20 protein-coding genes are annotated in these 22,547 nt (G+C 65.4%); 11 read left to right on the forward strand and 9 right to left on the reverse strand.

Annotated features, from left to right (window positions below):
• Positions 1 to 17 precede the first annotated feature (17 nt).
• Positions 18 to 644 (forward strand): dihydrofolate reductase family protein, encoded by a 627-nt coding sequence (locus QXK92_RS19375; protein ID WP_306243904.1) that lies wholly within the window; start codon positions 18 to 20, stop codon positions 642 to 644.
• On the opposite strand, the gene QXK92_RS19380 is transcribed toward QXK92_RS19375, so the two are convergent.
• Complete coding sequence (locus tag QXK92_RS19380) at positions 626 to 1,255, reverse strand: TetR/AcrR family transcriptional regulator (protein ID WP_306243905.1); 630 nt, start codon at positions 1,253 to 1,255, stop codon at positions 626 to 628. The two genes, QXK92_RS19375 and QXK92_RS19380, sit on opposite strands and share 19 nt — an antisense overlap.
• A 78-nt stretch (positions 1,256 to 1,333) precedes the next feature.
• Between QXK92_RS19380 and QXK92_RS19385 the strand changes: the two genes are divergently transcribed.
• A complete protein-coding gene (locus tag QXK92_RS19385; protein WP_306243907.1) occupies positions 1,334 to 2,002 on the forward strand; it encodes a DUF998 domain-containing protein in 669 nt (222 codons plus the stop codon).
• Positions 2,003 to 2,088: 86 nt separating this feature from the next.
• Positions 2,089 to 3,117, forward strand: a complete 1,029-nt coding sequence (locus QXK92_RS19390; RefSeq protein ID WP_306243909.1) for a fused (3R)-hydroxyacyl-ACP dehydratase subunits HadA/HadB — start codon at positions 2,089 to 2,091, stop codon at positions 3,115 to 3,117.
• Positions 3,118 to 3,127: 10 nt separating this feature from the next.
• On the opposite strand, the gene QXK92_RS19395 is transcribed toward QXK92_RS19390, so the two are convergent.
• Positions 3,128 to 3,319, reverse strand: coding sequence for a DUF4262 domain-containing protein (locus tag QXK92_RS19395; RefSeq protein WP_306243911.1), 192 nt, complete (start codon positions 3,317 to 3,319; stop codon positions 3,128 to 3,130).
• A gap of 134 nt (positions 3,320 to 3,453) precedes the next feature.
• Between QXK92_RS19395 and QXK92_RS19400 the strand changes: the two genes are divergently transcribed.
• Positions 3,454 to 4,545, forward strand: coding sequence for an aldehyde reductase (locus QXK92_RS19400; protein ID WP_306243913.1), 1,092 nt, complete (start codon positions 3,454 to 3,456; stop codon positions 4,543 to 4,545).
• Here the strand turns inward: QXK92_RS19400 and QXK92_RS19405 are convergent.
• Positions 4,542 to 7,826: a LuxR C-terminal-related transcriptional regulator gene (locus tag QXK92_RS19405; protein WP_371934524.1), complete on the reverse strand. Its 3,285-nt coding sequence runs from the start codon at positions 7,824 to 7,826 to the stop codon at positions 4,542 to 4,544. The genes QXK92_RS19400 and QXK92_RS19405 overlap by 4 nt on opposite strands.
• Before the next feature lie 154 nt (positions 7,827 to 7,980).
• Here QXK92_RS19405 and QXK92_RS19410 point away from each other — a divergent pair, with 154 nt between their 5' ends.
• Complete coding sequence (locus tag QXK92_RS19410) at positions 7,981 to 9,201, forward strand: cytochrome P450 (protein ID WP_306243915.1); 1,221 nt, start codon at positions 7,981 to 7,983, stop codon at positions 9,199 to 9,201.
• On the opposite strand, the gene QXK92_RS19415 is transcribed toward QXK92_RS19410, so the two are convergent.
• Positions 9,182 to 9,958 (reverse strand): SDR family NAD(P)-dependent oxidoreductase, encoded by a 777-nt coding sequence (locus QXK92_RS19415; protein WP_306243917.1) that lies wholly within the window; start codon positions 9,956 to 9,958, stop codon positions 9,182 to 9,184. The genes QXK92_RS19410 and QXK92_RS19415 overlap by 20 nt on opposite strands.
• A 105-nt stretch (positions 9,959 to 10,063) precedes the next feature.
• Here QXK92_RS19415 and QXK92_RS19420 point away from each other — a divergent pair, with 105 nt between their 5' ends.
• Positions 10,064 to 11,098, forward strand: coding sequence for a zinc-binding dehydrogenase (locus tag QXK92_RS19420; protein WP_306243919.1), 1,035 nt, complete (start codon positions 10,064 to 10,066; stop codon positions 11,096 to 11,098).
• Positions 11,099 to 11,120: 22 nt separating this feature from the next.
• Here QXK92_RS19420 and QXK92_RS19425 read toward each other — a convergent pair whose 3' ends face one another.
• Together QXK92_RS19425 and QXK92_RS19430 are read right to left on the reverse strand one after the other, a co-directional pair.
• On the reverse strand, positions 11,121 to 12,335 hold the full coding sequence (locus tag QXK92_RS19425; protein WP_306243921.1) for a cytochrome P450: 1,215 nt from the start codon (positions 12,333 to 12,335) through the stop codon (positions 11,121 to 11,123).
• A gap of 103 nt (positions 12,336 to 12,438) precedes the next feature.
• Entirely contained in the window at positions 12,439 to 13,167 is a 729-nt protein-coding gene (locus QXK92_RS19430) for a hypothetical protein (RefSeq protein ID WP_306243923.1), read from the reverse strand.
• 108 nt (positions 13,168 to 13,275) lie between these two features.
• Between QXK92_RS19430 and QXK92_RS19435 the strand changes: the two genes are divergently transcribed.
• A complete protein-coding gene (locus QXK92_RS19435; protein WP_306243925.1) occupies positions 13,276 to 13,770 on the forward strand; it encodes a TspO/MBR family protein in 495 nt (164 codons plus the stop codon).
• On the opposite strand, the gene QXK92_RS19440 is transcribed toward QXK92_RS19435, so the two are convergent.
• Positions 13,760 to 14,275, reverse strand: coding sequence for a hypothetical protein (locus QXK92_RS19440; RefSeq protein ID WP_306243927.1), 516 nt, complete (start codon positions 14,273 to 14,275; stop codon positions 13,760 to 13,762). The genes QXK92_RS19435 and QXK92_RS19440 overlap by 11 nt on opposite strands.
• Before the next feature lie 284 nt (positions 14,276 to 14,559).
• Between QXK92_RS19440 and QXK92_RS19445 the strand changes: the two genes are divergently transcribed.
• Positions 14,560 to 16,314, forward strand: a complete 1,755-nt coding sequence (locus QXK92_RS19445) for a PPE family protein (protein WP_306243929.1) — start codon at positions 14,560 to 14,562, stop codon at positions 16,312 to 16,314.
• 48 nt (positions 16,315 to 16,362) lie between these two features.
• Here QXK92_RS19445 and QXK92_RS19450 read toward each other — a convergent pair whose 3' ends face one another.
• Positions 16,363 to 17,781, reverse strand: a complete 1,419-nt coding sequence (locus tag QXK92_RS19450) for an FAD-binding oxidoreductase (RefSeq protein WP_306243931.1) — start codon at positions 17,779 to 17,781, stop codon at positions 16,363 to 16,365.
• Positions 17,778 to 18,461: a transporter gene (locus QXK92_RS19455; RefSeq protein ID WP_306243933.1), complete on the reverse strand. Its 684-nt coding sequence runs from the start codon at positions 18,459 to 18,461 to the stop codon at positions 17,778 to 17,780. Before QXK92_RS19455 ends, QXK92_RS19450 begins: the two co-directional genes overlap by 4 nt.
• Positions 18,462 to 18,706: 245 nt before the next feature.
• Between QXK92_RS19455 and QXK92_RS19460 the strand changes: the two genes are divergently transcribed.
• The 3 genes from QXK92_RS19460 to QXK92_RS19470 are packed head-to-tail and all read left to right on the forward strand — an operon-like array spanning position 18,707 to position 22,539.
• Positions 18,707 to 20,251: an NAD(P)/FAD-dependent oxidoreductase gene (locus QXK92_RS19460; RefSeq protein ID WP_306243935.1), complete on the forward strand. Its 1,545-nt coding sequence runs from the start codon at positions 18,707 to 18,709 to the stop codon at positions 20,249 to 20,251.
• Positions 20,244 to 21,167 carry an alpha/beta fold hydrolase gene (locus QXK92_RS19465; protein WP_306243937.1) on the forward strand — a complete coding sequence of 308 codons (924 nt, stop codon included), beginning with the start codon at positions 20,244 to 20,246 and terminating at the stop codon, positions 21,165 to 21,167. Before QXK92_RS19460 ends, QXK92_RS19465 begins: the two co-directional genes overlap by 8 nt.
• Complete coding sequence (locus QXK92_RS19470) at positions 21,151 to 22,539, forward strand: flavin monoamine oxidase family protein (protein WP_306243939.1); 1,389 nt, start codon at positions 21,151 to 21,153, stop codon at positions 22,537 to 22,539. The genes QXK92_RS19465 and QXK92_RS19470 overlap by 17 nt, the downstream gene beginning before the upstream one ends.
• Positions 22,540 to 22,547: the final 8 nt, after the last annotated feature.

Raw genomic sequence — 22,547 nt, forward strand, 5'->3', positions numbered from 1 at the left:
GCAGATGAGGAAAAGTCATGGGCCACATCCACATTGAGCTGTTTTCCACCCTCGACCTGGTCGGTCAGGCACCCGGCGGTCCGGACGAGGACCCGGACGGCTTTCCCTTCGGCGGCTGGCAGGCGCCGCTGATGAACGAGACCAGCGGTGCGCAAGTCGTCGCCGCCTACGAGGGCACCGACGCGCTGCTGCTCGGCCGGCGGACGTACGACATCTTCGCCGCCTACTGGCCGCATCACCAGGACGGCCCGATCGCCACGCTGTTCAACAGCGTGCCGAAGTACGTGGCATCGCGCGGCCGGCCCGACCTGCCGTGGGCGGGGTCAACACAGCTGAGCCGGGACCTGGCCGGCGCGGTGCGCGAGATCCGGGACCGGCATGAACACATCACAGTGGTGGGCAGCCTGAACCTGGTGCAAACCTTGCTGCGGGAAAAGCTCTTCGACCGCCTGGACCTCTGGGTGCACCCGATCGTGCTCGGCGTCGGAAAGAAGGTGTTCGACGGCGGCGCGGTACCGACGAACCTGAGGCTCCTGGAACCGCCGGTGGCCGGCCCGACCGGCACGGTGCAGCTGCGTTACGAGCTCGTGGACGGCACGCCCGCGACCGGTGACATGAGCGCGCGTCAGACTGCGGCCCGGTAGCCGGCCAGGAAAACTTGCACCGCGGACTGCGCCTGATGGTCGACGTCGAGGTCGGACTCCACCGCCGGTCCGCCGCAGAACAGCGCCTGATCGATGCACCGGCCGACCACCAGGAACGCGAAATGCTCTGCGGCGGTGTCGGGTTCGTGGATCTGAAGCAGCCCGCGCCGGTCCAGTCGGGCGAAGCACTCGGCGAAGGCGGTCAACATGCGGCGCGGTGCGCGGTCGTAATAGAGCGCCGCAAGCTCGGGCAGGCGGTTGGCTTCGCCGACGACCAGTCTGCGCAATTGCACGACGGGTTCCTGCAGGACCGCGCGCAAGTAATCGCGGGCGAGCCCGGTCAGATCCTGTTGCAGATCAGTGGTGTCCGCCAGCGCCGACACCCGGTCCAGAAATGCCGACACCGTCGTCTCGAGAGTCTCGTCGACGATGGCCATCAACAATTCGTGCTTGTCGCCGAAGTGCTTGTACACCGTCTGTTTCGACACCGCGGCCGACGCGGCGATCGCATCGACGCTGGTGCCGTGGTAGCCGCCGGCCAGGAACAACTCCTGGCCCGCGGACAGGATGCTCTTCCGCTTGCGCGCCGAACGGCCCACTGGCTCGGTCATGCCGACCCTTCGTTTAGTACTGGACAGTCTAGTTTTGGGTACTGTACGGTCTAGTTCTATATTGACATGGAGGCCGCCGTGACCAGTACCGATTGCCAACCTCTTGCCGATCGTGTCACGAAGTCTCTGCTCGGCTACGGCGTCATCGCGGGTCCCGTCTATGTGGTGTCGGTCGCCGTTCAGGCAGCGACCCGCGATGGGTACGACCCGACCCGCCACGCCGCCAGTCAACTCGCTAACGGTGATCTCGGGTGGATACAGGTCGCCACGTTCCTGGTCGCCGGCGCGATGACGATCGCCGCGGCCGTCGGCGTCAGGCGGGCACTCGGCCCCGGACGGCGCTCGGCGTGGGCGGCCGGCCTGCTCGGTGGTTACGGGCTGGCCCTGATGGTCGCCTCAGGCTTCCGCGCCGACCCGTCAGACGGGTTTCCGCCCGGCACACCTCCGGGCGTCGGTCACCTCAGCTGGCACGGCATGATGCACTTCGCCGTTGCGGGCGCCGGCTTCCTCTGTCTGGTCGCTTCGTGCTTCGTGCTCGGCGGATGGTTCGCGCAAGTGCCGGGTGCCACTGGGTGGGCCTGGTTCTCACGCGTCACAGGTGCGGTGTTCGCGGGCACCTTCCTCGCGCTGTCTTCCGGAGCCGGCGGTCCGGCTTCGATTCTGGCCTTCACCGCGGCTGTCGTGCTCGCGTGGATCTGGCTGTCGGCGATCTCGGTCCGGCTGTACCGGGGCGTCGGCCAGCCATAGCGGCGGGTTTTGATCGGAGTCGGCGCGCTAGGGTGCTGGGGTCGGCCTCGACCAACAAGCCGATAGAACAGTTGGGCGAAACACTTATGACCACAGCGGCGGAGGCGTCGACGCTCGAATCTCGGGTCGGCCACTACTACCAGATGGATTACACCTACGAGGTGGGCCGCGAGAAGGTACGCGAGTACGCCCGCGCGGTGCAGGACTATCACCCGGCGCACTGGGACGTCGACGCCGCTGCCGAGCTCGGGTATTCGGGTCTGGTCGCCCCGTTGACGTTCACGTCGGTGCCGGGCATGACCTGCAATCGCCGCATGTTCGAGTCCGTTGTCGTCGGCTACGACACCTACCTGCAGACCGAGGAAGTCTTCGAGCAGCACCGCCCGATCGTCGCCGGCGACGAGCTGAGCATCGATGTCGAACTGACGTCCGTGCGCAGGATCGCCGGCCGGGACATGATCACCGTGACCAACACCTACACCGATACGGCCGGCGAGCGGGTGCACACCCTGCACACCACGGTCGTCGGCATCACCGCCGAGGATTTCGATCCGGCTGTCAAGCTGGCCGTGCAGAAAGCGATGATGCACGACGTCAACATCCTCGATACCGGCGAAGCCGATGCCGCCTACGTCAAGACGGTGCGCCCCGAGGGTGAGGTCCGGCTCGCCGAGGACACGGCGCGCACGCCCGGCACGCCGTCCTTCGACGAGCTGAACGTCGGCGACGAACTACCGGTGCGCCACACCACGTTGTCGCGCGGGGACCTGGTGAACTACGCCGGCGTGGCCGGTGACGCCAACCCGATCCACTGGGACGAAACCCTGGCCAAGGCGGCCGGCCTGCCCGACGTCATTGCCCACGGCATGCTCACCATGGGCCTGGGTGCCGGCTTCGCCTCCGCCTGGACCGGCGACCCCGGTGCGGTGACCCGTTACGCGGTGCGGCTGTCGCAGCCCGCCATCGTGTCGGCCATCGAGGGCGCGGACATCGAATTCAGTGGCCGGATCAAGTCTTTGGACCCCGACACCCGCACTGGTGTCATCATCGTCGGCGCAAAGTCCGCCGGACGGAAGATCTTCGGTTTGGCGACGATGAACGTCCGCTTCCGCTGAGGCTGGGTTGTCATCCGGTCAGCGGGGTGCGGACGCCCAGGACCGGTTGCCGGAGCCTGCCGTGGCTCCACCCGCGGTCCCACGGCCAACGGCGGCGATCATCGGTCCAGACCAGTTGAAACGCGCGAATAGGCGCCTCGCGTAACCGAACCGCGAATGTCAGGTGGACGCCGGGGTGTTCGACCTCGAATTTCTTTGTCAATCAACGCAACTCGAGGTTTTCGGCGATCGGACCGTCGCATGCCGGGCGACGGGCGCTAGGTCCGCGGGGCCCATCACGCTAGGGTCCGAACAGAAGCATTTTGCAATGCACCCGCAAGAGAGGAACCACCCTCCATGAGCCGATCCTCGACCACCATCGACCCTGCTGCGCCGGTGCTTGTCACGGGCGCCAGCGGCTACATCGGCAGCTGGATCGTGCGTACGGTGCTCGAAGCCGGGCATACCGTCCACGGCACGGTGCGCAACCCGAACAAGACGTCGGGCCTCGAGCATCTGCACAAGCTCTCCGACGACCATCCCGGCCGGTTGAAGCTGTTCAAGGCCGACCTCCTCGAGACCGGCAGTTTCGACGAGGCGATGCAGGGGTGTGAGCTCGTGATGCACACCGCGTCGCCGTTCCTGATCTCCGGCTTCACCGACGCCGAAGAGGCGTTGGTCCGTCCGGCGCTGGAGGGCACCCGCAATGTGCTCGATTCCGTGAACCGCACCGACAGCGTCAAGCGCGTGGTACTGACCAGCAGCGTGGTCGCGATCTACGGCGACGCCCGCGAGTCACAGGATGTCCCGCACGGCGTTTTCACCGAGGAGCACTGGAACACCACCAGCAGTGCCGACCACCAGCCGTACCCCTATTCCAAGACGGTCGCCGAGCGGGAGGCCTGGCGTTACCAGGAGGCACAGGACCGGTGGGACATGGTCACCATTCATCCCGGCTTGGTACTCGGCCCGTCGCTGACCAGTGCCAGCGACTCGGCCAGCCTGAGCACGATGAAGCAGTTCTACGACGGCACCATGCTGGCCGGGGCGCCGGACATGGCGACGGGCCTAGTCGATGTTCGCGATGTTGCACAAGCCCACCTGCTCGCTGGTTTCACCCCGGAGGCGCATGGACGGTACATCACCAACGCCGACACTCTGACCTTCCTGGAAATCGGCAAGGTGCTGCGCCGGGGTTTCGGCCCGTTCTACGCGTTCCCGAGGACGACGGCACCGAAGGTGATCTTCAAGGCCATCGCTCCAGTTGTCGGACTCACCAGAAAATTCATCGACCGCAACGTCGGCTACCCCCTGGCATTCGACAACACCCGCAGCCGCAAGGAGCTGGGTTTGACCTACCGACCGGTCGAGCAGACCATCACCGACCACTTCCAGCAGATGCTCGACGATGGTCTGGTCCACCGCATTCCGGGAATCTCCAAACTCTAGTCGGCATGCGCCGCCGCTTCCTGGATGAGCTGGAAGCGCGAGGAGATGCCCAGCTTGGTGTAGACATGCGTGAGGTGGGCTTGGACCGTTCGCGGTGAAACGAAGAGGCGGGCGGCGATGTCCTTGTTGCCCAGGCCCTCGGTGACCAATCCGACGACGTCGAGTTCGGCCGGGGTCAGGGACTCCCAGCCGCTGGACGCGCGTCGGTGCTCGCCGCGGCCGCGCTGGGCGTAGCTGATCACTTCTTCGGTGGAGAGTGCGGCGCCTTCTGTCCATGCTGCGTCGAAATCTTTCTGGCTCAGGGTCTCCCGCAGCTCATCAGTCACCGATTCGTAGTCGGCCTGGTGGATCTTGAACCGCACCACACCCATCCGCTGGCGACACGCCTCGGCTGCACCCAGCAGCCTGGCTGAGCGATGACTCTCCGAACTCCGATTCAGGCCAGCCAGACACTCGAGGATATCGGGGAGATGCAGGTACACACCCGTGTGTGTCGAACAGGACAGCGCATCGTGCGCGTCCCGCTCGGCTTGATCTCGATGGCCCTGTGCAGCAGCGACTCTCGCTCGCGACAAGTAGGCCACGACGAGATACCAGCCCTTCGCGGACGCGACGGCCTCGTCGGCCCACCCGCGCGCGGTGTCGAGGTCGCCCTGTACCCGCGCCGCCTCGACAGCATTGAACGCGCGCTGAGCGACCGCTGTCCCGGGCTGAGCCAGGGCGAGGTATCGCCACGCGTCCTCGCCGGCTCTTTGCGCGGTGGGAACATCGCCGGCGGCCAGCGCGGCGGCCGCCACCGTCACGGCGCCGATACCCAGGAAGTACTCGCCAACATCCGGTGCGACTTTCATTGCTGCATCGGCACTTTCATACGCCGCTTGCGCGTCACCAGCGTGTGCTTGGGCTACGCCCAGACCCATGAGTGCGAGCGGCTTGTGGAATTCGTCGTGTGACGTCTCACAATCGGCCACCGCGATGCTGAGTTGTTGAACAGCAACCGGAAGATTGCCTTCCATCAGACTCGCCATCGCGAGACTGAGGCGGCACTGCCGCGCGTCGAATCGATTTCCTATCGCGTCGGCAAGCTGCTGTCCCTCTTCAGCTGCCTCCCTGGCTGCGATCGGGTCACCAAGTGTGACGGCCGTATTCGACTGTCGCGCCAAGACGTGACTCAGCCTCCACAGGTCACCGACGGCTCGGGCAAGCCCGATCGCCTCGGCGAAATAGGCACGGGCCGCCTCCGGGTCATTATTGCCACCACCCGCACTGACCCCGCAGGCCGTCAAGACCCGTGCCGTGAGGGCTGGATCGTCGAGCCCGCGGGCGATCTCCAGGGCCCGCTGGGCGGGATCCACGCTGTAATCGACAAACGTTGTCAGCAAGGCTTTGTCGGCTAGGGCGCGCGCGAGTGTCCGGGGATCGAGCTCCGGGTGATCCGCGTCGCCGAGTGCCGCTTCGAACCACGCGCATCCCTCCAAGAGCCGGCCGCGACCGTGCCACAGCGGCTGCAATGCCGAGGCGATCTGCAGTGCGTGCTCCTGATCTGAGTTCTCCAAGCTCCATGCGAATGCCGCGCGGAGATTGTCCATCTCGATCTCGGCCTGTTTTATGCGCTGCTCGTAGTCGGTGCGCCCGGGCGCATCCAGGAGTATGGCCAGCGCCGTGTAGTGATCGCGCTGGCGACAGCGGGTTTCGTCACCCTCTCCGGATTCACTGAGCTTCTCGAGTGCGTACTGACGGACCGTCTCCAGAAACCGGTAACGCGTCCGGCCGCCGGAGTTTTCCGCCACGACGAGCGACTTCTCTACCAGCAGGGTGAGCTGGTCCATGATCTGGTGTCGCTCAATGGCATCGCCGCTCGCGACCGCCAAGGCCGCGTCCAAGTCGAACCCCCCGAGAAACACTGCCAACCTTCGGAATAGGACGCGTTCAGTTTCGGTCAGCAGTGCGTGCGACCACTCCACCGACGCACGCAACGTCTGCTGACGACGCACGGCCGTACGGGAACCACCGGTCAGCAGGCGAAACCGGTCATGAAGCCCGTCAACGATTTCCGTTACCGTGAGTGTCCGCACCCGAGCCGCTGCCAGCTCGATCGCCAGGGGCATGCCGTCCAAGCGAGCGCAGATCTCGGCCACCACGGCGGTGTGCTCGTCGGGGATGGTGAAGCCGGCCTTCGCCAGCTTCGCACGGTCGGTGAACAACGCGATAGCCTCGTCGGCGAGACCTAAAGACGGTACCTGCCAGGTCGCCTCACCCGTCACTCCCAGCGGCTCACGACTTGTGGCCAGGACGGTGAGTCCTGTTGCTTTGGAGAGCATCTCGGTGACCAGACGGGCAGTCGCGTCGAGTAGGTGCTCGCAATTGTCCAGCACGATCAACAGCCGTCGGCCACCGATGAAGCGTAATAGGGTGTCGGTCGTGGAGCGGCCCGGTTGATCCGGCAGCCCGAGTGCACGTGCCGCCGTCACCGCGACGACATCAGGATGGGTGATCGGTGCCAGGTCGACGTAAAACACACCATCTGGGAACTCGGTGGCGATCTCAGCGGCAACGTGCACAGCCAGCCTCGTCTTGCCCACACCACCGGCTCCGGTCAGCGTGACCAACCGCGCGGCAGCCAAGGCTTCTCGGAGGCTCGCTATTTCCGCTTGGCGCCCAATGAAACTCGTCAGCTGCGGCGGGAGATTATGGGTGCGGCTCGGGCCTTCGGTGCGTAGCGGCGGAAAGTCATTACGCAGGTCGGGATGAGACAGCTGCACCACCCGTTCGGGCCGCGGCAGACCGCGCAGGACATGGCTGCCGAGATCGGTCAACCATGCCTCGGCCGGGAGTTGGTCGACGACCAATTCGCTGGTCGTGGCCGACAATACGGTCTGGCCGCCGTGGCCGAGGTCGCGCAGCCGTGCGGTGCGGTTGATCGCCGGGCCGACGTAGTTGCCTTCGTCGCGCAGTCGCACCTCGCCGGTGTGAATGCCGATGCGCAGCTTGATCGGCGCCAGCGGCGCCCGCTGCAGCTCGACTGCGCAGGCCACGGCATCCGACGCGCGGGCAAATGCGATGACGAAACTGTCGCCCTCACCCTGCTCGACCGGCCGGACCCCGTCGTGAGCGGTAACCGCGTCGGAGACCGACTGGTCCAGGCGGGCGATGGCCGCGACCATGGCGTCGGGCTCGGTCTCCCAGAGTTGTGTTGAGCTTTCGACGTCAGCCAGTAGCAACGTCACCGTTCCGGTTGGCAGCTCGCTCATGCCTACGTCGCTCCAGTCGATTTCGCTCATGGTAGCCAGCGTGCTCGGCCAGTTGGCGCAAAACATCCGCCAATTGGCTAATGCGGTGGGCACTCCGGCATCGCCACGTACGCGTCTGCATATGTGTCGGATTTCGGCATCTTGGCCGATGCCCGGTGAGCGGCTCCCGCCGAAAGTCAACGCCATGACCATTGACCTTGAGATACCGGCGATCTGCTACGACGATGCTCCGGACCCCGAGACAGCTCACCGCATCCTTCGATCGGCGCGGCAGCAGTCACCGATCGCAACGAGCCCCTACGGCCCCGAGGTTCTCACCTATGACCTGGTGCGCACCGTCCTGCGCGACACCCGCTTCGCCATGCCGCAGGGCGCCGGCCTCGCGGTGCAGGGCATCACGTCCGGACCGGTTTGGGACCGGGTGACGAAACTTCTGATCAGCCTCGACGGCGCTGAACACCACCGGCTGCGCCGACTGGTGTCACGTGCCTTCACTCCCCGCGCGGCGGAACGCATGCGCGCGGCGTGCGTCGAGGTCATGACCGAACTCGTCGATGCCTGCCCGGCCGGCCGCTGCGACGTCGTCGCGGACCTGGCCCGCCCCTTCCCGGTGCCGATCATCTGCGCGCTTCTCGGTGCACCGCGCGCCGACTGGCACCTGTTCTCCCGCTGGGCGGACGACGTCAGCAAGGCCTTCGGCGTCAACGTCGCCGAGCAGGCGCCGGCGATTCTGCGGGCCTGGGAACAACTCGAGTCCTACGTCGAGGGCCTGATCGCCGCACGGCGACAGTGCCTGACCGATGACCTGATCTCTGAACTGATCCGCGTCGAGGACGACGGCGAACACCTGACGCACGACGAGCTAATCAACCTGGTCGTGATTCTGCTGAACGCCGGCACCGACACGACCCGCAATCAGTTGGCCGCGGCCGTGCAGGTGCTGGCGGATCATCCGGACCAATGGACGCTGCTGGCCGAGAACCCGCAGTTGGCCCCGCAAGCCGTCGAGGAACTCATCCGGCACACCCCGATCGCCCTCACCACCGTCCGCGTCGCCACCCAAGACGTCGAACTCGACGGCTTTCTCATCCCGGCCGGGACGTGCGTCATGGCGAACACGGCTTCGGCCAATCGGGACCCCGCCGTCTACGACGATCCCGACCGCCTCGACATCACCCGCACCGCGCCGCCGCCGATCCTCACGTTCGGCGGCGGCGTCCACTACTGCCTCGGGGCGCACCTGGCACGAGTCGAGCTCGTCGAGGCGCTGCGGGTGATAACCAGCCGCATCCGGCGACCGCGCCGGATCGGTACTGTGCCATGGAAGCCCATGGTCGGAATATCCGGTCCGACAACGCTTTTGATGGAATTCGATCCGGTAGGACCTACTTCGGTGGCATCCTGATGCCGCCGTCGACGCGGACCACCTCGGCGTTCATGTACGAGTTGGTGATCAGTTCGATGACCATCGACGCCAACTCGTCGGGCTTGCCCAGGCGGTGCGGGAACAACACCGATTGACCCAGCTTCGCCTTGAATGCCTCGGAGTGTTCGCCCTCGCCGTAGATCGGGGTGTCGATGAGGCCGGGCGCGACGGTGTTGACGCGAATGCCGACCGCGGACAGGTCGCGTGCCACCGGCAGGGTCAGGCCGACGACGCCGCCCTTGGAGGACGAGTAGGCCGCCTGACCGATCTGGCCGTCGAAGGCGGCGACGCTGGTCATGTTCACGATGGCGCCGCGCTCGCCGCTCTCGGTGGGCTCGTTGCGGCTCATCGCCGTCGCGGCCAATCGAATGCAGTCGAAGGTGCCCACCAGGTTGATCGCGAGCACCTTCTTGTAGGCGTCCAGGTTGTGTGCGGAGGCGAACTCGCCGTCCTTGCCGATGGTGCGCTGGGCCCAGCCGACCCCGGCTGAGTTGACCAGCGCCCGCAGTGGGCCGAGGTCGGTCGCGGTGTTGACGGCGTCCTCGATCTGCTCGGTGTTCGTCACGTCGACGCTGACGAACACCCCGCCGATCTCGTGCGCGAGTTCCTGCCCGCGTTCTGCCTGCAAGTCGGCGACAACGACTCGGGCACCCTTGGCGGCGAGTTGACGGGCGGTCGCGGCCCCAATACCCGAGGCCCCACCGGTGACGATTGCGCTAGCTCCATTGATATCCACGTGAGCACAGTACGTCACTCGCGGATGGCTCCTCCGTGCCTGATCTGCATCCATAACCGAACGGAGCTTGCCCCGGACACCCGTTGCGCATAATCTCCCGGGCACATGAGCTCTGTGCCATTGAGTCCCAACATCCAGCAGGTTCGCATCCATTCGCCGGGGACGGTGTCGCTGGATTGCGTCGAGCTGCCGCCCTGCGGGCCGCGGGACGCGCTGGTCGAAGTCCACGCCTGCGGTATCTGCGGCAGCGACCTCAGCTACATCCGCCTCGGCGGTCTGGCCGGACCGGGCGGCGCGCCCATGCCGCTCGGGCACGAGTTCTCCGGCGTAGTGCGAGAGGTCGGCGCGGAGGTCACCGGCGTGGCGCCCGGACAGCGGGTCGTCGTCCATCCCGGCAACGACGTGTCGGGACGAATCGGTGGCGGCAGCGCGGCCGGCGGGCTGGCCGACGTGGTGCTGGTCCGGGATGCCGCCGCTGGCGAACGGCTCTTCCCGATTCCCGATGGCATGCCGATGGACGTCGCCGCGCTCGCCGAACCGGTCGCGGTTGGCATGCACGCCGCCGAGCAGGCTGACGTCGCTCCGGGTGACAACGTCGCGGTATTCGGTTGCGGCCCAATCGGTTTAGCGGCTATCGCCGCGCTGGCCGACCGCGGCGTGAGCGGCATCGTCGGGGTGGACCCGTCGGCGGAGCGCCGCCGGCTGGCCGAGAGTCTCGGTGCGTCGGCGTCGATCGATCCCAACGACACCAAGGTCTGGCGGGAACTGCGGCGCTTGCACGGCACCCGGTCGCTGGCCTATGGACACGCCCCTGCGACGGACGCCTTCATCGAGGCAACCGGGTCGGATGCGGTGCTGACCGAACTCATCGACCGGGCCGGTCCCGGCGCGCGGATCAGTGTCGTGGCCCTGCACTACGCGCCGGTGCCCGTCAATTTCCTCAGCGTCCTGATGAAGGAGCTGACGATCCGCGGCTCGATGGAGTACCCGACCCGGTTCGGTGACGCCGTCGACCTGCTGGCCCGCCGGGATCTCTCGGCTCTGATCACTCACCGATTCCCGCTGGGCAGTGTCGACGCGGCACTGCAACTGCTCACCGAGAGCCGCGAGTGCGGCAAGGTGATGGTGACCGTTTCCTGACGCGAGGGGGGCTGGCCGGCCCTTACTTGTAGGTCAGATGCAGGTACTCGCGACGGCGTGCGAGCACACTGGGCAACCACGGACCAACCTCGGCGGCATCGATCCATTCGGTGCGCTCCAAGAGCATCCGCAGCACGGTGACCGCTTCCAGCCGGGCCAGCGGCGCGCCCAGGCAGAAGTGAATACCTTTGCCGAAACTCATGTGCCCCTTGCTGATTCGACGATCCAACCGGAAGTCGTCGGGGTTCTCGAAATGGTCGGGGTCACGGTTGGCCGCACCCCACAGCAGCAGCACCCGGGAATCCTGGGGCAGTGCGGTGCCCGCCAGTTCGGTGTCGGCCAGAACGTGGCGATAGTGCGCCCGGAACGGCGGCTCGAGCCGCAGCGTCTCCTCGATGAACACCCCGAGCAGATCCGGCTGGGCGCGCAGCTGCTTCTGCAGGTCGGCGTCGGTGGCCAGGATCGCCATCGCGGTGCCCAACAGCGATGCCGTCGACTCGCCGCCGGCGCTGAACAACGAGACCAGGATCAACAGCGCGGTGAAGGTGTCGAGGTCGCCCGCCGCGCAGGCCCTGGCCAGCACGCCCATCAAGTCGTCACCCGGGTTGGTCGCGGCCACCTGCTGGCGCGTTGAGATGTAGGCGCTGAGCTCGCTGATGGCGGACATGGACGCGGCCAGTTCGTCGGTGGACATCAGGCCGTCGAGAAGTTGGGTGCTGGCACAACCCCATCGCGCCAGCTGGTCGGCGTCGGCTTCGGGGACACCGATCAGTTCGGCGACAACCATCATCGGCAAACGGTTCGCGATGGCGTCCATCCACTCGACGGCACCGTCATCGGTCTCCGCAGCCCAGAGACTCTCGAATATCTCCGCGATCAGCGGCTGCAGCGACTGCACACGCTTGGCCGTGAACTGCCCGAGCATCAACTTGCGGTGTACCGCGTGTACGGGGTCGTCGGCGGTGACCAGGATGTGGGTGCGCCCGCCGACGCCGTCCATCGGGAAAGGGACGACGCCTTCGTCTGGGCGGAAGGTCATCGTCGCGGTCAAATTCGAGGAGAAGATCTCGGGGCGGTTGACCACATCGGTGATCCCGGGCCAACTGCTGACCAGGTAGAAATCCGAATCGCCGACGCGGTGAACGCCGCCGTCGTTCCGCAACCGGGCGTACAGGGGGTACGGATCCTGGATTGCCGCGTCGCCGAAAAAGTCGACGGGGTCGATGCTGGCGGTCATGGCGTGGACGGTAGCAACTGAGGGGCCGGTCGTCCGACCCTTGCGCAACATTAGCTCCGGTGACGGATGGTGAGTCAGCGGCCGACTCCGAGGAGAGGCGCCCTCAGCCCTTGGCTGACTCTTCGATCGCTTCCTGGTCCACGGTTCGCTTCGCACGCACAGCCGTCCGCGTCGCCCGCCGCCGCGGAAGGCGTTCGGAGATGCCGCTCAGCGAGTTGACCATCCTGTTCATGGTGTCGACCGCGGCCTCGAGTGTGTCGGCGGTAGGCGTCAACCTCTCGACGGCGGGCGACAACCGACTCAAGATTTCCGCCGTCTCGGCGAACTGTTCCAGAGGTCCATTCTTTGCCAGCAGCGTGTCGATGATGCCGTCCTCGGCGAACAACCGCTCGACAATGCCGTCCTCGGCGAACATCCGCTCTAACGGCCCGTCCTTGGCGAGCAGCCGATCTGCGAGCCCACCGGGCTCCAGGATCCGTTCCAGCGCACTGCCTTCGACGGTGATCCGGTCGAGTAATCCGCCGGGCGCGGTCAACAGGTCGACGACACCACCTTCCCGCATCAGCTTGTCGGCCGGGCCGCCGCGGACCAGGGCGCGCCCCATCGCCCGGTCATTCTCGGTCAACTCGGCAACGCGATTGGCACCGACGAGTGCGCCCCGCAGCGGAAAAAGGTCGGTGATCGGGTCGACCGTCTTCGGGCCATCCTCACCCAGGGCCTCTTTCACACTCCCGAGCGCCATGGCCGCGGCGGCGAGTCCGGCGTCGGCCACCGCGACGCCGGCCCGCACAGGCACTGCTGCTACGTCGGCGATGAGCTTGGTGATGTTCACGCGGAAAGTGTATGGCTCGGTGCCGTCTCCGTGGGCAATCCCGGCAAAGGGATCGGTGGTTCCATCACCCGGCCTTCGGCGGCCGAACGCAGTCGCTACCGTGGTCGCATGGTAGATGTCGCCAACCGCGCGGGCGCCAGGAACGTCGTCGCACTCGGCTTGTCCTTGCTCGTGGTGGCACTCACCTCCGCGGTGGGTGGGCTGACCGCCGCCAACAGCGCCGAACAGTACGGCCGGCTGAAGCAGCCGTCCTGGGCACCCCCGTCCTGGTTGTTCGGGCCGGTATGGACCACCCTCTATGTGCTGATGGCGGTGGCGGCCTGGTTGGTGTGGCGCAGTGGGCCCATCAGCGCAACGCGGCGTGCTCTGGGCGCCTACTGCGGACAGCTGGCCCTCAACGCCGCCTGGACCCCCTTGTTTTTCGGGCTCGGCTGGCGCGGCGTGGCATTGATCGACATCACCATTCTGTGGGTCTTATTGGTGACTACTGTCGTGCTGTTCTTTCGCCGCAGCGCCGTCGCCGGATGGCTATTGGTGCCTTACCTTCTCTGGACCACGTTCGCCCTCTGCCTGAATTTCGCTGTGTGGCAACTCAATAACTGACCAGTCCGGCATGACTGCGGGCAGCCGCGCACGCAGCCTGCGCATCGTTCTTGTGGTCGAAGCACTGATCAACGCCAGGACCTTCGGCGAACCATTCCCCGGTATCGAGCCTGCCGACAACATAACCGCCGGAGCTGTACACGCCCGACTCGACGCGCTTCCAACTCATCGTGCCCGCCGCGGCTCGCAGCCAATCGGTGAGCACCCGCACAGGGTTGCCGCTTTCCGCAGCGACTACTGAGCGAAAGTCCGCCTCTGCGCCGTCGATCGCGTATGCCATCATCATCCAGCCGAGGTCATCCATTTCGATCACGAGCATCAAATTGCCGACGCGTATCGCACCGTCCCCGTCGACGCACCACGGCTCCCCGAGGCCACCACTGGCTTTGACGGCATCGCGCACGATGTCGACGGAGCGAGGGATTCCTGCGCGGGGAGGATCGCGGTGCGGAGCGAGCCAGTCCAGGTAGTTATCGTCGTCTTCCCGGAACACCCTGGCTGCCATCATTACTCCTCTCCGGACCCCTGAAACCCAGCCTCGAAACAGGCCCGTAGCTTAAACCCGCCCTCTGACAAGTCGAGACGGCTTGTGGCGCGATGCCGGTGTCATCGGAGGGCCGGGGTGCGCCGGCCCAAACTAAGAAGCCAGGGCACAAAGTCGAGTACCCCACTACTCAGTCAGAGTTGAGCACCCTACCGAAGACTCAGGGTCACAGTCGCATCGTGTCGACGAAAACCATTGCGGCACCGCTTTCGACGGGTGCGGCCGGAAGTGATGGGGGTTCTACCGTGACTAGTTTTCTGACGGCTCCGCCGGAAACCATTTCCGCTCTGCTTCTGACGGGTCCGGGATCGGCGCCGATGGCAGCGGCGAGTGGCGCCTACGCCTCCCTGGCCGAGGCTTTGGAGGAGCTGGCCGGGTCCTTTTCCTCGGTGATCACCGGGGTGACGGGCGAGGCATGGGCGGGCCCGGCCGCGACGGCGATGGTGAATGCCGCCGCTCCGTACACGGCGTACTTGAGTGAGGCCGCAAGCCACGCGGCGGGGGCCTCCCGAGCGGCGGAGATGGTGAGCAGCGCGTTCGATTCCGCGCGGGCGGCGATAGTGCATCCGTTGTCAATCTTGGCCAACCGCAGAGCATTTGGACAGCTGGTTCGGTCAAATTGGTTCGGGCTGCTCACGCCGACGATCATGGCCGCCGAGGCGCAATACGAAGCGATGTGGGCCACCGATGTCGAAGCGATGCTCAGCTATCACGCCGGAGCGGTGGCCGCGGCGGAGCAATTACCAAGCGCACTGGCGCAAGTCGTCCAGAACCTGCCCAACTTGGGTTTCGGGAACAAAGGCAACGGCAACATCGGCAGCGGTAACACCGGCTCGGGGAACATCGGGATGGGAAACAGCGGCGACGGAAACAGCTCGCTCACGTCCGCGCAGTCGGGTCACAACAACGTCGGTGGTGGCAACCAGGGCAACAGCAACGTCGGCGCCGGCAATGTCGGTGTCGGCAACTGGGGCTTCGGCAACAATGGGAACGGGAACATCGGCTTCGGTAATGGCGGCCCGGCCGATTTGAACAATCCCGACCTGTACACCTTCCACGCGGGCCGAGGCAGCAACAACATCGGCATGGGTAACACCGGTAACGGCAACGTCGGCCTGGGCAACAGCGGCGAGGGGAACGTGGGCGGCGGGAACACCGGCAGCGGAAATGTCGGGGCCGGGAACTCCGGCACCGGCAACTTCGGGTTCGGCAACACCGGTAATAACAACATTGGCATCGGCCTCACCGGCGACAACCAGGTGGGCATCAACTTGGCAGGGCTGCTCAACTCCGGCAACGGCAATATCGGCTTCGGCAATTCCGGCCACAACAACGTCGGCTTCTTCAACTCCGGCGACGGCAACGTCGGCATGTTCAGCTCCGGCACAAACACCGTATTTCCCGGACAGCTCAACAGCCTTGGCGTCGGTAACTCTGGCACCGGCAATCTCGGCGTGGGCAACGCGGGCGCCGGCAACGCCGGCTTCTGGAACTCCGGTCTGTTGAACACCGGCTTCGGTAACGGCGGGTCGATCAACACCGGCGCCCTCAACGGGAACAACGTCAATACCGGATTCCTCAATTCAGGGGAGACCAACACCGGCTGGGGCAATTCCGGTCACTCCAATACCGGCGCGTGGAATGCCGGCACCTTGAACACCGGTTTCGGCAGCGCCATCGATCAGGGATCAGTGGCCGTCGGCGCGACGGGCAACTCGGGGTTCGGCAACAACGCTCGCGGCGGAGCCTCGGGATTCGGCAACAGCGCCGACCCGCAGGCCTGGTTTGAGAGCGGAAGCATGTCGGGATTCTTCAACACGGCCAGCGGGGGTGGGATCATCAACGGGGTCAGCTCCGGCTTCTTCAACACGGGCCTCACCGGCGCCATCGGCGGCTTCCCGGCGGGCTGGTTCAGCGGCTTCAACTCGGGTCTTTTCAATTCCGGCATCGGCAATTCGTTCATGTTCAGTCTGAGCAAGCTGGCGATCCGACCGAGCTGACCGTGGGCAGGCGCCCAGCGTCGCCCCTCGTTTCCATTTGCCGTAACACTACTGCGGGTAGTTTGCCGGAGGTAGAAGCGTTGTCGGCGTGGACATTTCGACAACAGCCGCAGAATCAGGTTCAGCACACCGGACGGCAGCGCGACGGGCGTTGCGTTTGCTGCCGTTGAACAGATCGCAGAGGCGGTCCACCGCCCAGACGGTGCGCAGTCCGAGCCGGCCCAGCATCACGAAGGGAGGAAACTTGGGCTCGTCCTTCCAGATGCCCTGAAGATCCTCGTGCCGCTTTCCGTCGACGATCAGGTCCGCGATGAGCGACCCGACGTACGGCGCCTGGGTCAGCCCATGACCGTTGCACGCGAGCATGTAGAAGACATTGTCGCCGAGCTGTCCGGCAATCGAAAGCCAGGACGAGGTGATCGCGATCCAGCCTCCCCATGCCCGCGCGACTCGCACGTCGGCCAGGGAAGGAAACCGCGTCGCGAAAGCGGTAGCGAGTTCCTTGACGAGCCCCGGATCGGGCGCCTTCACCGGGAGCGGGTACTTCTTGCCGCGCTCGAGGCGTCGGACGCCGAACACTATGGTGTTGCGCTCGGTGAGGCGGTAGTTCTCCATGATCTGGTGTTGCGTCACCACTCCCGACCGGCTGCTCCATCCCAGTGCGGCGAGGCGCTCCGGCGCGATCGGCTCCGTTTCCACCTCGATGATCCACGCGGGCACCGAAAGACGCTTGGGAGTGATGTCCCACTCGCCGGAGTAGGCGTTCGTCGCGAGCACTACCTTGTTCGCACGAACTGTGCCACGAGGGGTCGAGATCACGACCTTTCCGCCGTCTCGCCAGACATCGGTGACCTTGGTCTGCTCGAATACCCGAGCCGATGTCGACAACAGCGCACGCCGGACACCGCGGCTCAACTTGCCGGGATTCAACATCCCACCAACGCCCTCGCGCATCCCCCCGACGAACGCGCGAGGAATCCCTAGCTCCTCGCTCGTGCCGACATGTCCACGGCCGCCCGCGCCCCTCAGAATCGCGGCGCAGGCACGGACTCGAAGCATCTGGACGCGCGACACTGCGCCGAACACCATCCCGTTGGGCTCGTAATCGCAGTCGATGTCGTGGTCCCGGATCAGGCCTTCGGCGAACTGTGCCGCGTTGTCGGCCAGCCGGACCATGCCCGGAATCTGGTTGGGGTAGAAGAGCTTGAGCAGCCGCAGGTCCCCACCCGGCGCGCCCGCGATCTGTCCGCCATTGCGGGAGCTGGACCCGTAACCGCAGAACTCCGCCTCCAAGAGCACCACATCCTGCTGGCGCTCGGCGAGCCGAAGTGCCGTCGCCATGCCGCCCATACCGCCACCGATCACTGCGACATCACACGTGAGGTCGCCGATCAGGGCGGGCTGGACGTCGGTGGGCGGGTCGATCCAGCCGCTGAAGGTGCTGTACTCCACTTCGTCGATTGTCATGACAGCGCACTCACTTTCTGTGTCGGTTCAACATCTGTCGTCAGGTGGGCGTGCAGCGCGCGGTACGCGAGGTAGTAGACGACGCCCTGGGCTCCCCACGTGGCAAGCGCGGCGGTGTAGAAGAACGTGCGGTTCTCGTCGTCGAAGGCGAAGGGGAAGAAGTCATAGGTGATCGCGATGGCGGTCGCCGCGGCGGTGACAGACGCCGCCCAGATGGCCAGCCGTTTTTCGCCAACGCCCCAGAGCCTCACAACGAAGTAGGTGAGGAACACCGTGGTCAGCAGGTTGACCACGACGTATAAGGTTGCCGGTATGACGTGGAGTGTCTCGTCGTGGAACTTCCGGAGGCACAGGCCGGCGGCGACGGCGAGCCCGAAGACGCCGATTTCGACGGCAATGGTCGGCTTGTAGCGGTGCGTAACCACCATGAGCCCCAATACCAGGATGAGCGTGAAGCCGACCGACCGTGAGAACGCGTCGAGGAAGAACGAAATCTGGAAGGGGATGCCTGCGGTTGCACCGAGTAGCGACCCAACCAGGAAGTTGGTGGCTGATATCCCGACGACAAAACATTCCAGGCCGAGCAGGTAGTTGCCGTAGTTCCGGATGAATTTCCACCCGAGGAAATAGCCGACGACAACCAACCAGACATTGGCGATGAGGAAGACGTATTCATTCATTGCCGCGACTCCTTTCGCAGTGCAGTTGGCTCAACTGTCGCCAGCCGCAATCGCAGTCACAACGACAGCGCGCACCTGCTTTGGCGATGGGAGGTGCACGTTGCACCCGTCGCTTCTCCTGGCGATCGCACCGGTGCACGTTGCACCAGTCCTGTTCAAAGCCGGTGCGCGTTGTCGTTGTGACCGAGGGCGCCGGTTGGCGAGAGTCGAAGCACCAAGAAGGGAACAGCGAGGAGTTGGCAGCGATGGCAGCAGATCCAGTGACCACGGTCGAGGAGTTCGACCGAGAATTCGATATCGTCGTCATCGGAGCGGGAATCTCGGGGATCGGTGCGGCAACGTATTTCAGCCGCGAACTCCCCCACAAGTCCTTAATGGTGCTCGAGGGCCGCGACAACATTGGCGGCACCTGGGACCTCTTCCGGTATCCGGGTATTCGCTCGGACTCCGACCTCCACACCTTCGGGTACGAATTCAAGCCGTGGCGCCATGACTCGGCGATCGCCGACGCGCACCTGATCCGGGAGTACCTCCAGGAAACGATTGACGAGAACAACCTGGGGCGCCTCATCCGGTTCAACCAACGCGTCGTGCGGGCGGAGTGGTCCTCAGCGGACTCGAAGTGGACGCTAAGTGTTCAAATCACCGACCCCGCAACGGGATTGACCACCGCGAAGACCATCCGTGCGGGATGGGTCTTCGCAGCCACCGGTTACTACCGCTACGACCACGGCTACTCGCCGGAGTTCCCGGGACGTGAGGCCTTCGAGGGTTTGGTGGTGCACCCCCAACACTGGCCGGAGAATCTCGACTACAGCGGCAAAAGGGTCGTCATCATCGGCAGCGGCGCTGCCGCAATCACGATGGTGCCGGCGATGTTGACCGGCACCGCCGCAGCGCAACACGTGACGATGTTGCAGCGCACCCCGACCTACATCATGGCGATTCCCCGCGTCGACCGTGTCGCTGTCGCGCTCACGAAACTTCTTGGCGCCAAGCGGGGTTACGCGGCGACGAGGTTCAAGAACATCTGGGTCGAACGGGCGATCGTGAAGGTTCTCAGGGCGTTTCCGAAGACGGGGCGGCGGCTGATCCGGCGCGAGAACATCAAGCGCCTCCCCGTGGGGTTCGACGTTGACAAGCACTTCAACCCGCCGTATGACCCATGGGACCAACGGCTGTGCGCGGCGCCCGACGGCGACTTCTTCGACGCGATCTGCTCCGGTAGCGCCTCCGTCGTCACTGACTCCATTGTGAAATTCAGCAAGCACGGAATTGTGCTGGCGTCGGGCGAGGAGCTGGTAGCCGACATCATCGTGACCGCGACCGGGCTGAACATGCAGCTTTTCGACGGCATGCCGATCATGGTCGACGGGCAGCAGGTCGACATCGCCCAGTCGTTCTGCTACCGCGGGATGCTCCTGAGCGGAATCCCGAACTGGGCGATGGCCATTGGCTACACGACGTCGTCCTGGACCCTGAAGGTCAGCCTGATATGCCGGTACTTCATCGACCTGGTCAAGCACATGGATGCGCACGGATACGACCGGGCGGTCCCGATCCCCCTTCCGGGCATGGACCGCAGGCCAGTCATGGATCTCCAATCCGGTTACGCCAAGCGTGGCGCGAAGATATTGCCCAAACAGGGTCCGGCCGCACCCTGGCGGATGGCGATGTCCTACCAGGAGGACGCCAAAGCACTGCGCGGTCCGGTGGCCGACGAGAACCTCGATTTCGGTACCAGCCAGTCGACTTCGCAGCGTGCACAGAGCCGGCCGGCACATGTCTGACAACGCAGGCGACCAGTACGCTGCCCTACCGTCCGGGACGACGATTTGTTTCCGCGATTTCGGCGCTCGGCACGACCCGACACTCCTGCTGATCGCCGGGCTGGGCGAGGATCTGACCGTCTGGACCGACACTTTCGTCGGATCGTTTGTCGCCCAAGGCTTTCGGGTCATCATTATGGATAACCGGGACGTCGGTCAGTCCACGTTCGTCGCAACGCCGCCACCCCGAATGTGGCGTCAGGTTCTTGGCTGCCCGCGCAGTGACGGTTACTCGCTGGCGGACATGGCCGACGACTGCGTCGGGGTGCTCAATCACCTCGGGATCGCTCACGTTCACCTGGTTGGACGATCGATGGGAGGAATGATCGCGCAGACGATAGCCGCGACCGAGCCTCAGCGAGTCCTGTCCCTGACCTCCATCTACTCGACCACCGGGTCGCGCAAGGTCGGCCAACCGGCTCTGTCGACGATCCGCCTGCTCATGGGCCCGCCGGCGAGAACCAGAACCGCAGCGGTCCGCGCCCACCTGCGCATCACCGGCCACATCGCCGGATCGGCGTACCCCATCGATGACGCCGAAGAGGCCGCAGTCGCAGCGCGCGGCTGGGATCGCAGCGGCGGCGACCAGGCCGCCGGCGTGGCCCGCCAGATTCAGGCAATCCAGTCCTCTGGAGACCGCACCGCACAGGTGCGCCGGATCGTCGCTCCAACGCTGGTCATCAACGGCGATCGAGACCGGATGGTGAATCCCAGCGGCGGCACCGCAACCGTCAGCGCAATCCGATCGGCACAGCACGTCGTCATCCCCGGGATGGGCCATCACATTCCCAGGGCCCTGGTGGGCCCGATTATCCAGTACGTCTCACAGCACGCGGACCGCGTCAACCAAGGAGGAAGCCGTGTCGAAATTTCCTAAGGACGGCGCTGCCGTCGCATCCGTCGATGTCGTGATCGTCGGTGCCGGCTTCGCCGGCCTGAGCGCCGCAGATCGCCTGACGAGCATGGGCCGGTCGGTCATGGTCCTCGAAGGCCGTAGCCGCGTCGGTGGCCGATCGTTCACCGGTGAGGTGGCCGGCGTCAAGGTCGACCTGGGCGCGACATGGGTCGCGCGACGGCACACAGCGATCCGCGACCTCGCCACGCGCGTGGGATGCACCACGACCGGTCAGTTCAGCCAGGGCCGCAACGTTCTATGGATGGATGGACGGCGCCACACCTACAAAGCCACCATTCCCGCGATCTCACCGGCAGCCATGGTGGACATGGCGCGCATGAGCATGCATTTGAAGAAACTGGTGGCGACCATCAACGTCGACGCCGCCTGGGAATCCCCGGACGCCGCGCAGCTCGACACGATCTCTTTCGGCAAGTGGCTCGATCGCAAACGCGCCAGGGCCAGCACGCGTGCGCTGATGACCATCGTCAGCAAGGTGCAGTGGGGCGCCAGCCCGGAAGACGTCTCGCTACTTCATGTGTTGCGCTACATCCGCGCCGCGGGTGGGATCGACCACATGCTGGACGTCGAGGGCGGGCAGCAGCAAGACCGATTCAACGAAACCACGCAAGAGATCGCCAGACGGCTTGCCGAGAAACTCGGCGACAGTGTGGTTGTGGATGCGCCCGTTCGACGAATCACCCAAGACGACAACGGCGTTATGGTGTGCACCGACTCGACGCGAGTCAACGCCCGATACGCGATCGTCACCACGGCCCCCGCCCACCGCGGCGACATCGCGTTCGAACCCGTGCTCCCGGAAAAGGCCGCGGGACTCACGAAGACGTGGCGCATGGGCGCGCTCAGCAAGGCGTTCGTCGCCTATGAGACGCCGTTCTGGCGGACCGACGGACTTTCCGGCGAGGCACTGATCGACGCCGGGACGGTGTTCATCACCTTCGACGTGTCGCCCGGTGATGGGGGGCCGGGCGTCTTGATGGCGTTCTGCAACCCCCGCACATTCGACGGTTTCGGCCCGGACATTCGACGCAGCCGCGTCATCCAGCAGATGGTCGATTTGTACGGCAACCAAGCGAGCATCCCCATCGATTACATCGACCATTGTTGGGGCACAGAAGCATTCGCCCCTGGCGGACCGAATCCCGCGGTAGCGCCCTACGCGTCGACGAGCTACGCCAGCGCCCTCACCGAACCCCACGGACGCATCCACTGGGCCGGCACCGAAACCGCAGGCGAGTGGGCCGGATGCATGAACGGCGCCGTGCTGACCGGTCTGCGGGCCGCCGAGCGGGTCACCCAGCTACTCAACGTCGAGGAGCCGGCCCCGGTGTAAGGCTCCCC

This window comes from Mycobacterium sp. TY815 (assembly GCF_030755135.1).
Lineage (GTDB): Bacteria > Actinomycetota > Actinomycetes > Mycobacteriales > Mycobacteriaceae > Mycobacterium.

What these genes read in the sequence shown, in the direction of transcription:
- QXK92_RS19375 (WP_306243904.1), top strand. Translation starts at nt 18, where the DNA reads ATGGGCCACATCCACATTGAGCTGTTTTCCACCCTCGACCTGGTCGGT.
- QXK92_RS19380 (WP_306243905.1), bottom strand. Translation starts at nt 1,255, where the DNA reads ATGACCGAGCCAGTGGGCCGTTCGGCGCGCAAGCGGAAGAGCATCCTG.
- QXK92_RS19390 (WP_306243909.1), top strand. Translation starts at nt 2,089, where the DNA reads ATGACCACAGCGGCGGAGGCGTCGACGCTCGAATCTCGGGTCGGCCAC.
- QXK92_RS19400 (WP_306243913.1), top strand. Translation starts at nt 3,454, where the DNA reads ATGAGCCGATCCTCGACCACCATCGACCCTGCTGCGCCGGTGCTTGTC.
- QXK92_RS19405 (WP_371934524.1), bottom strand. Translation starts at nt 7,826, where the DNA reads ATGAGCGAAATCGACTGGAGCGACGTAGGCATGAGCGAGCTGCCAACC.
- QXK92_RS19410 (WP_306243915.1), top strand. Translation starts at nt 7,981, where the DNA reads ATGACCATTGACCTTGAGATACCGGCGATCTGCTACGACGATGCTCCG.
- QXK92_RS19420 (WP_306243919.1), top strand. Translation starts at nt 10,064, where the DNA reads ATGAGCTCTGTGCCATTGAGTCCCAACATCCAGCAGGTTCGCATCCAT.
- QXK92_RS19425 (WP_306243921.1), bottom strand. Translation starts at nt 12,335, where the DNA reads ATGACCGCCAGCATCGACCCCGTCGACTTTTTCGGCGACGCGGCAATC.
- QXK92_RS19435 (WP_306243925.1), top strand. Translation starts at nt 13,276, where the DNA reads ATGGTAGATGTCGCCAACCGCGCGGGCGCCAGGAACGTCGTCGCACTC.
- QXK92_RS19440 (WP_306243927.1), bottom strand. Translation starts at nt 14,275, where the DNA reads ATGGCAGCCAGGGTGTTCCGGGAAGACGACGATAACTACCTGGACTGG.
- QXK92_RS19450 (WP_306243931.1), bottom strand. Translation starts at nt 17,781, where the DNA reads ATGACAATCGACGAAGTGGAGTACAGCACCTTCAGCGGCTGGATCGAC.
- QXK92_RS19455 (WP_306243933.1), bottom strand. Translation starts at nt 18,461, where the DNA reads ATGAATGAATACGTCTTCCTCATCGCCAATGTCTGGTTGGTTGTCGTC.
- QXK92_RS19460 (WP_306243935.1), top strand. Translation starts at nt 18,707, where the DNA reads ATGGCAGCAGATCCAGTGACCACGGTCGAGGAGTTCGACCGAGAATTC.
- QXK92_RS19465 (WP_306243937.1), top strand. Translation starts at nt 20,244, where the DNA reads ATGTCTGACAACGCAGGCGACCAGTACGCTGCCCTACCGTCCGGGACG.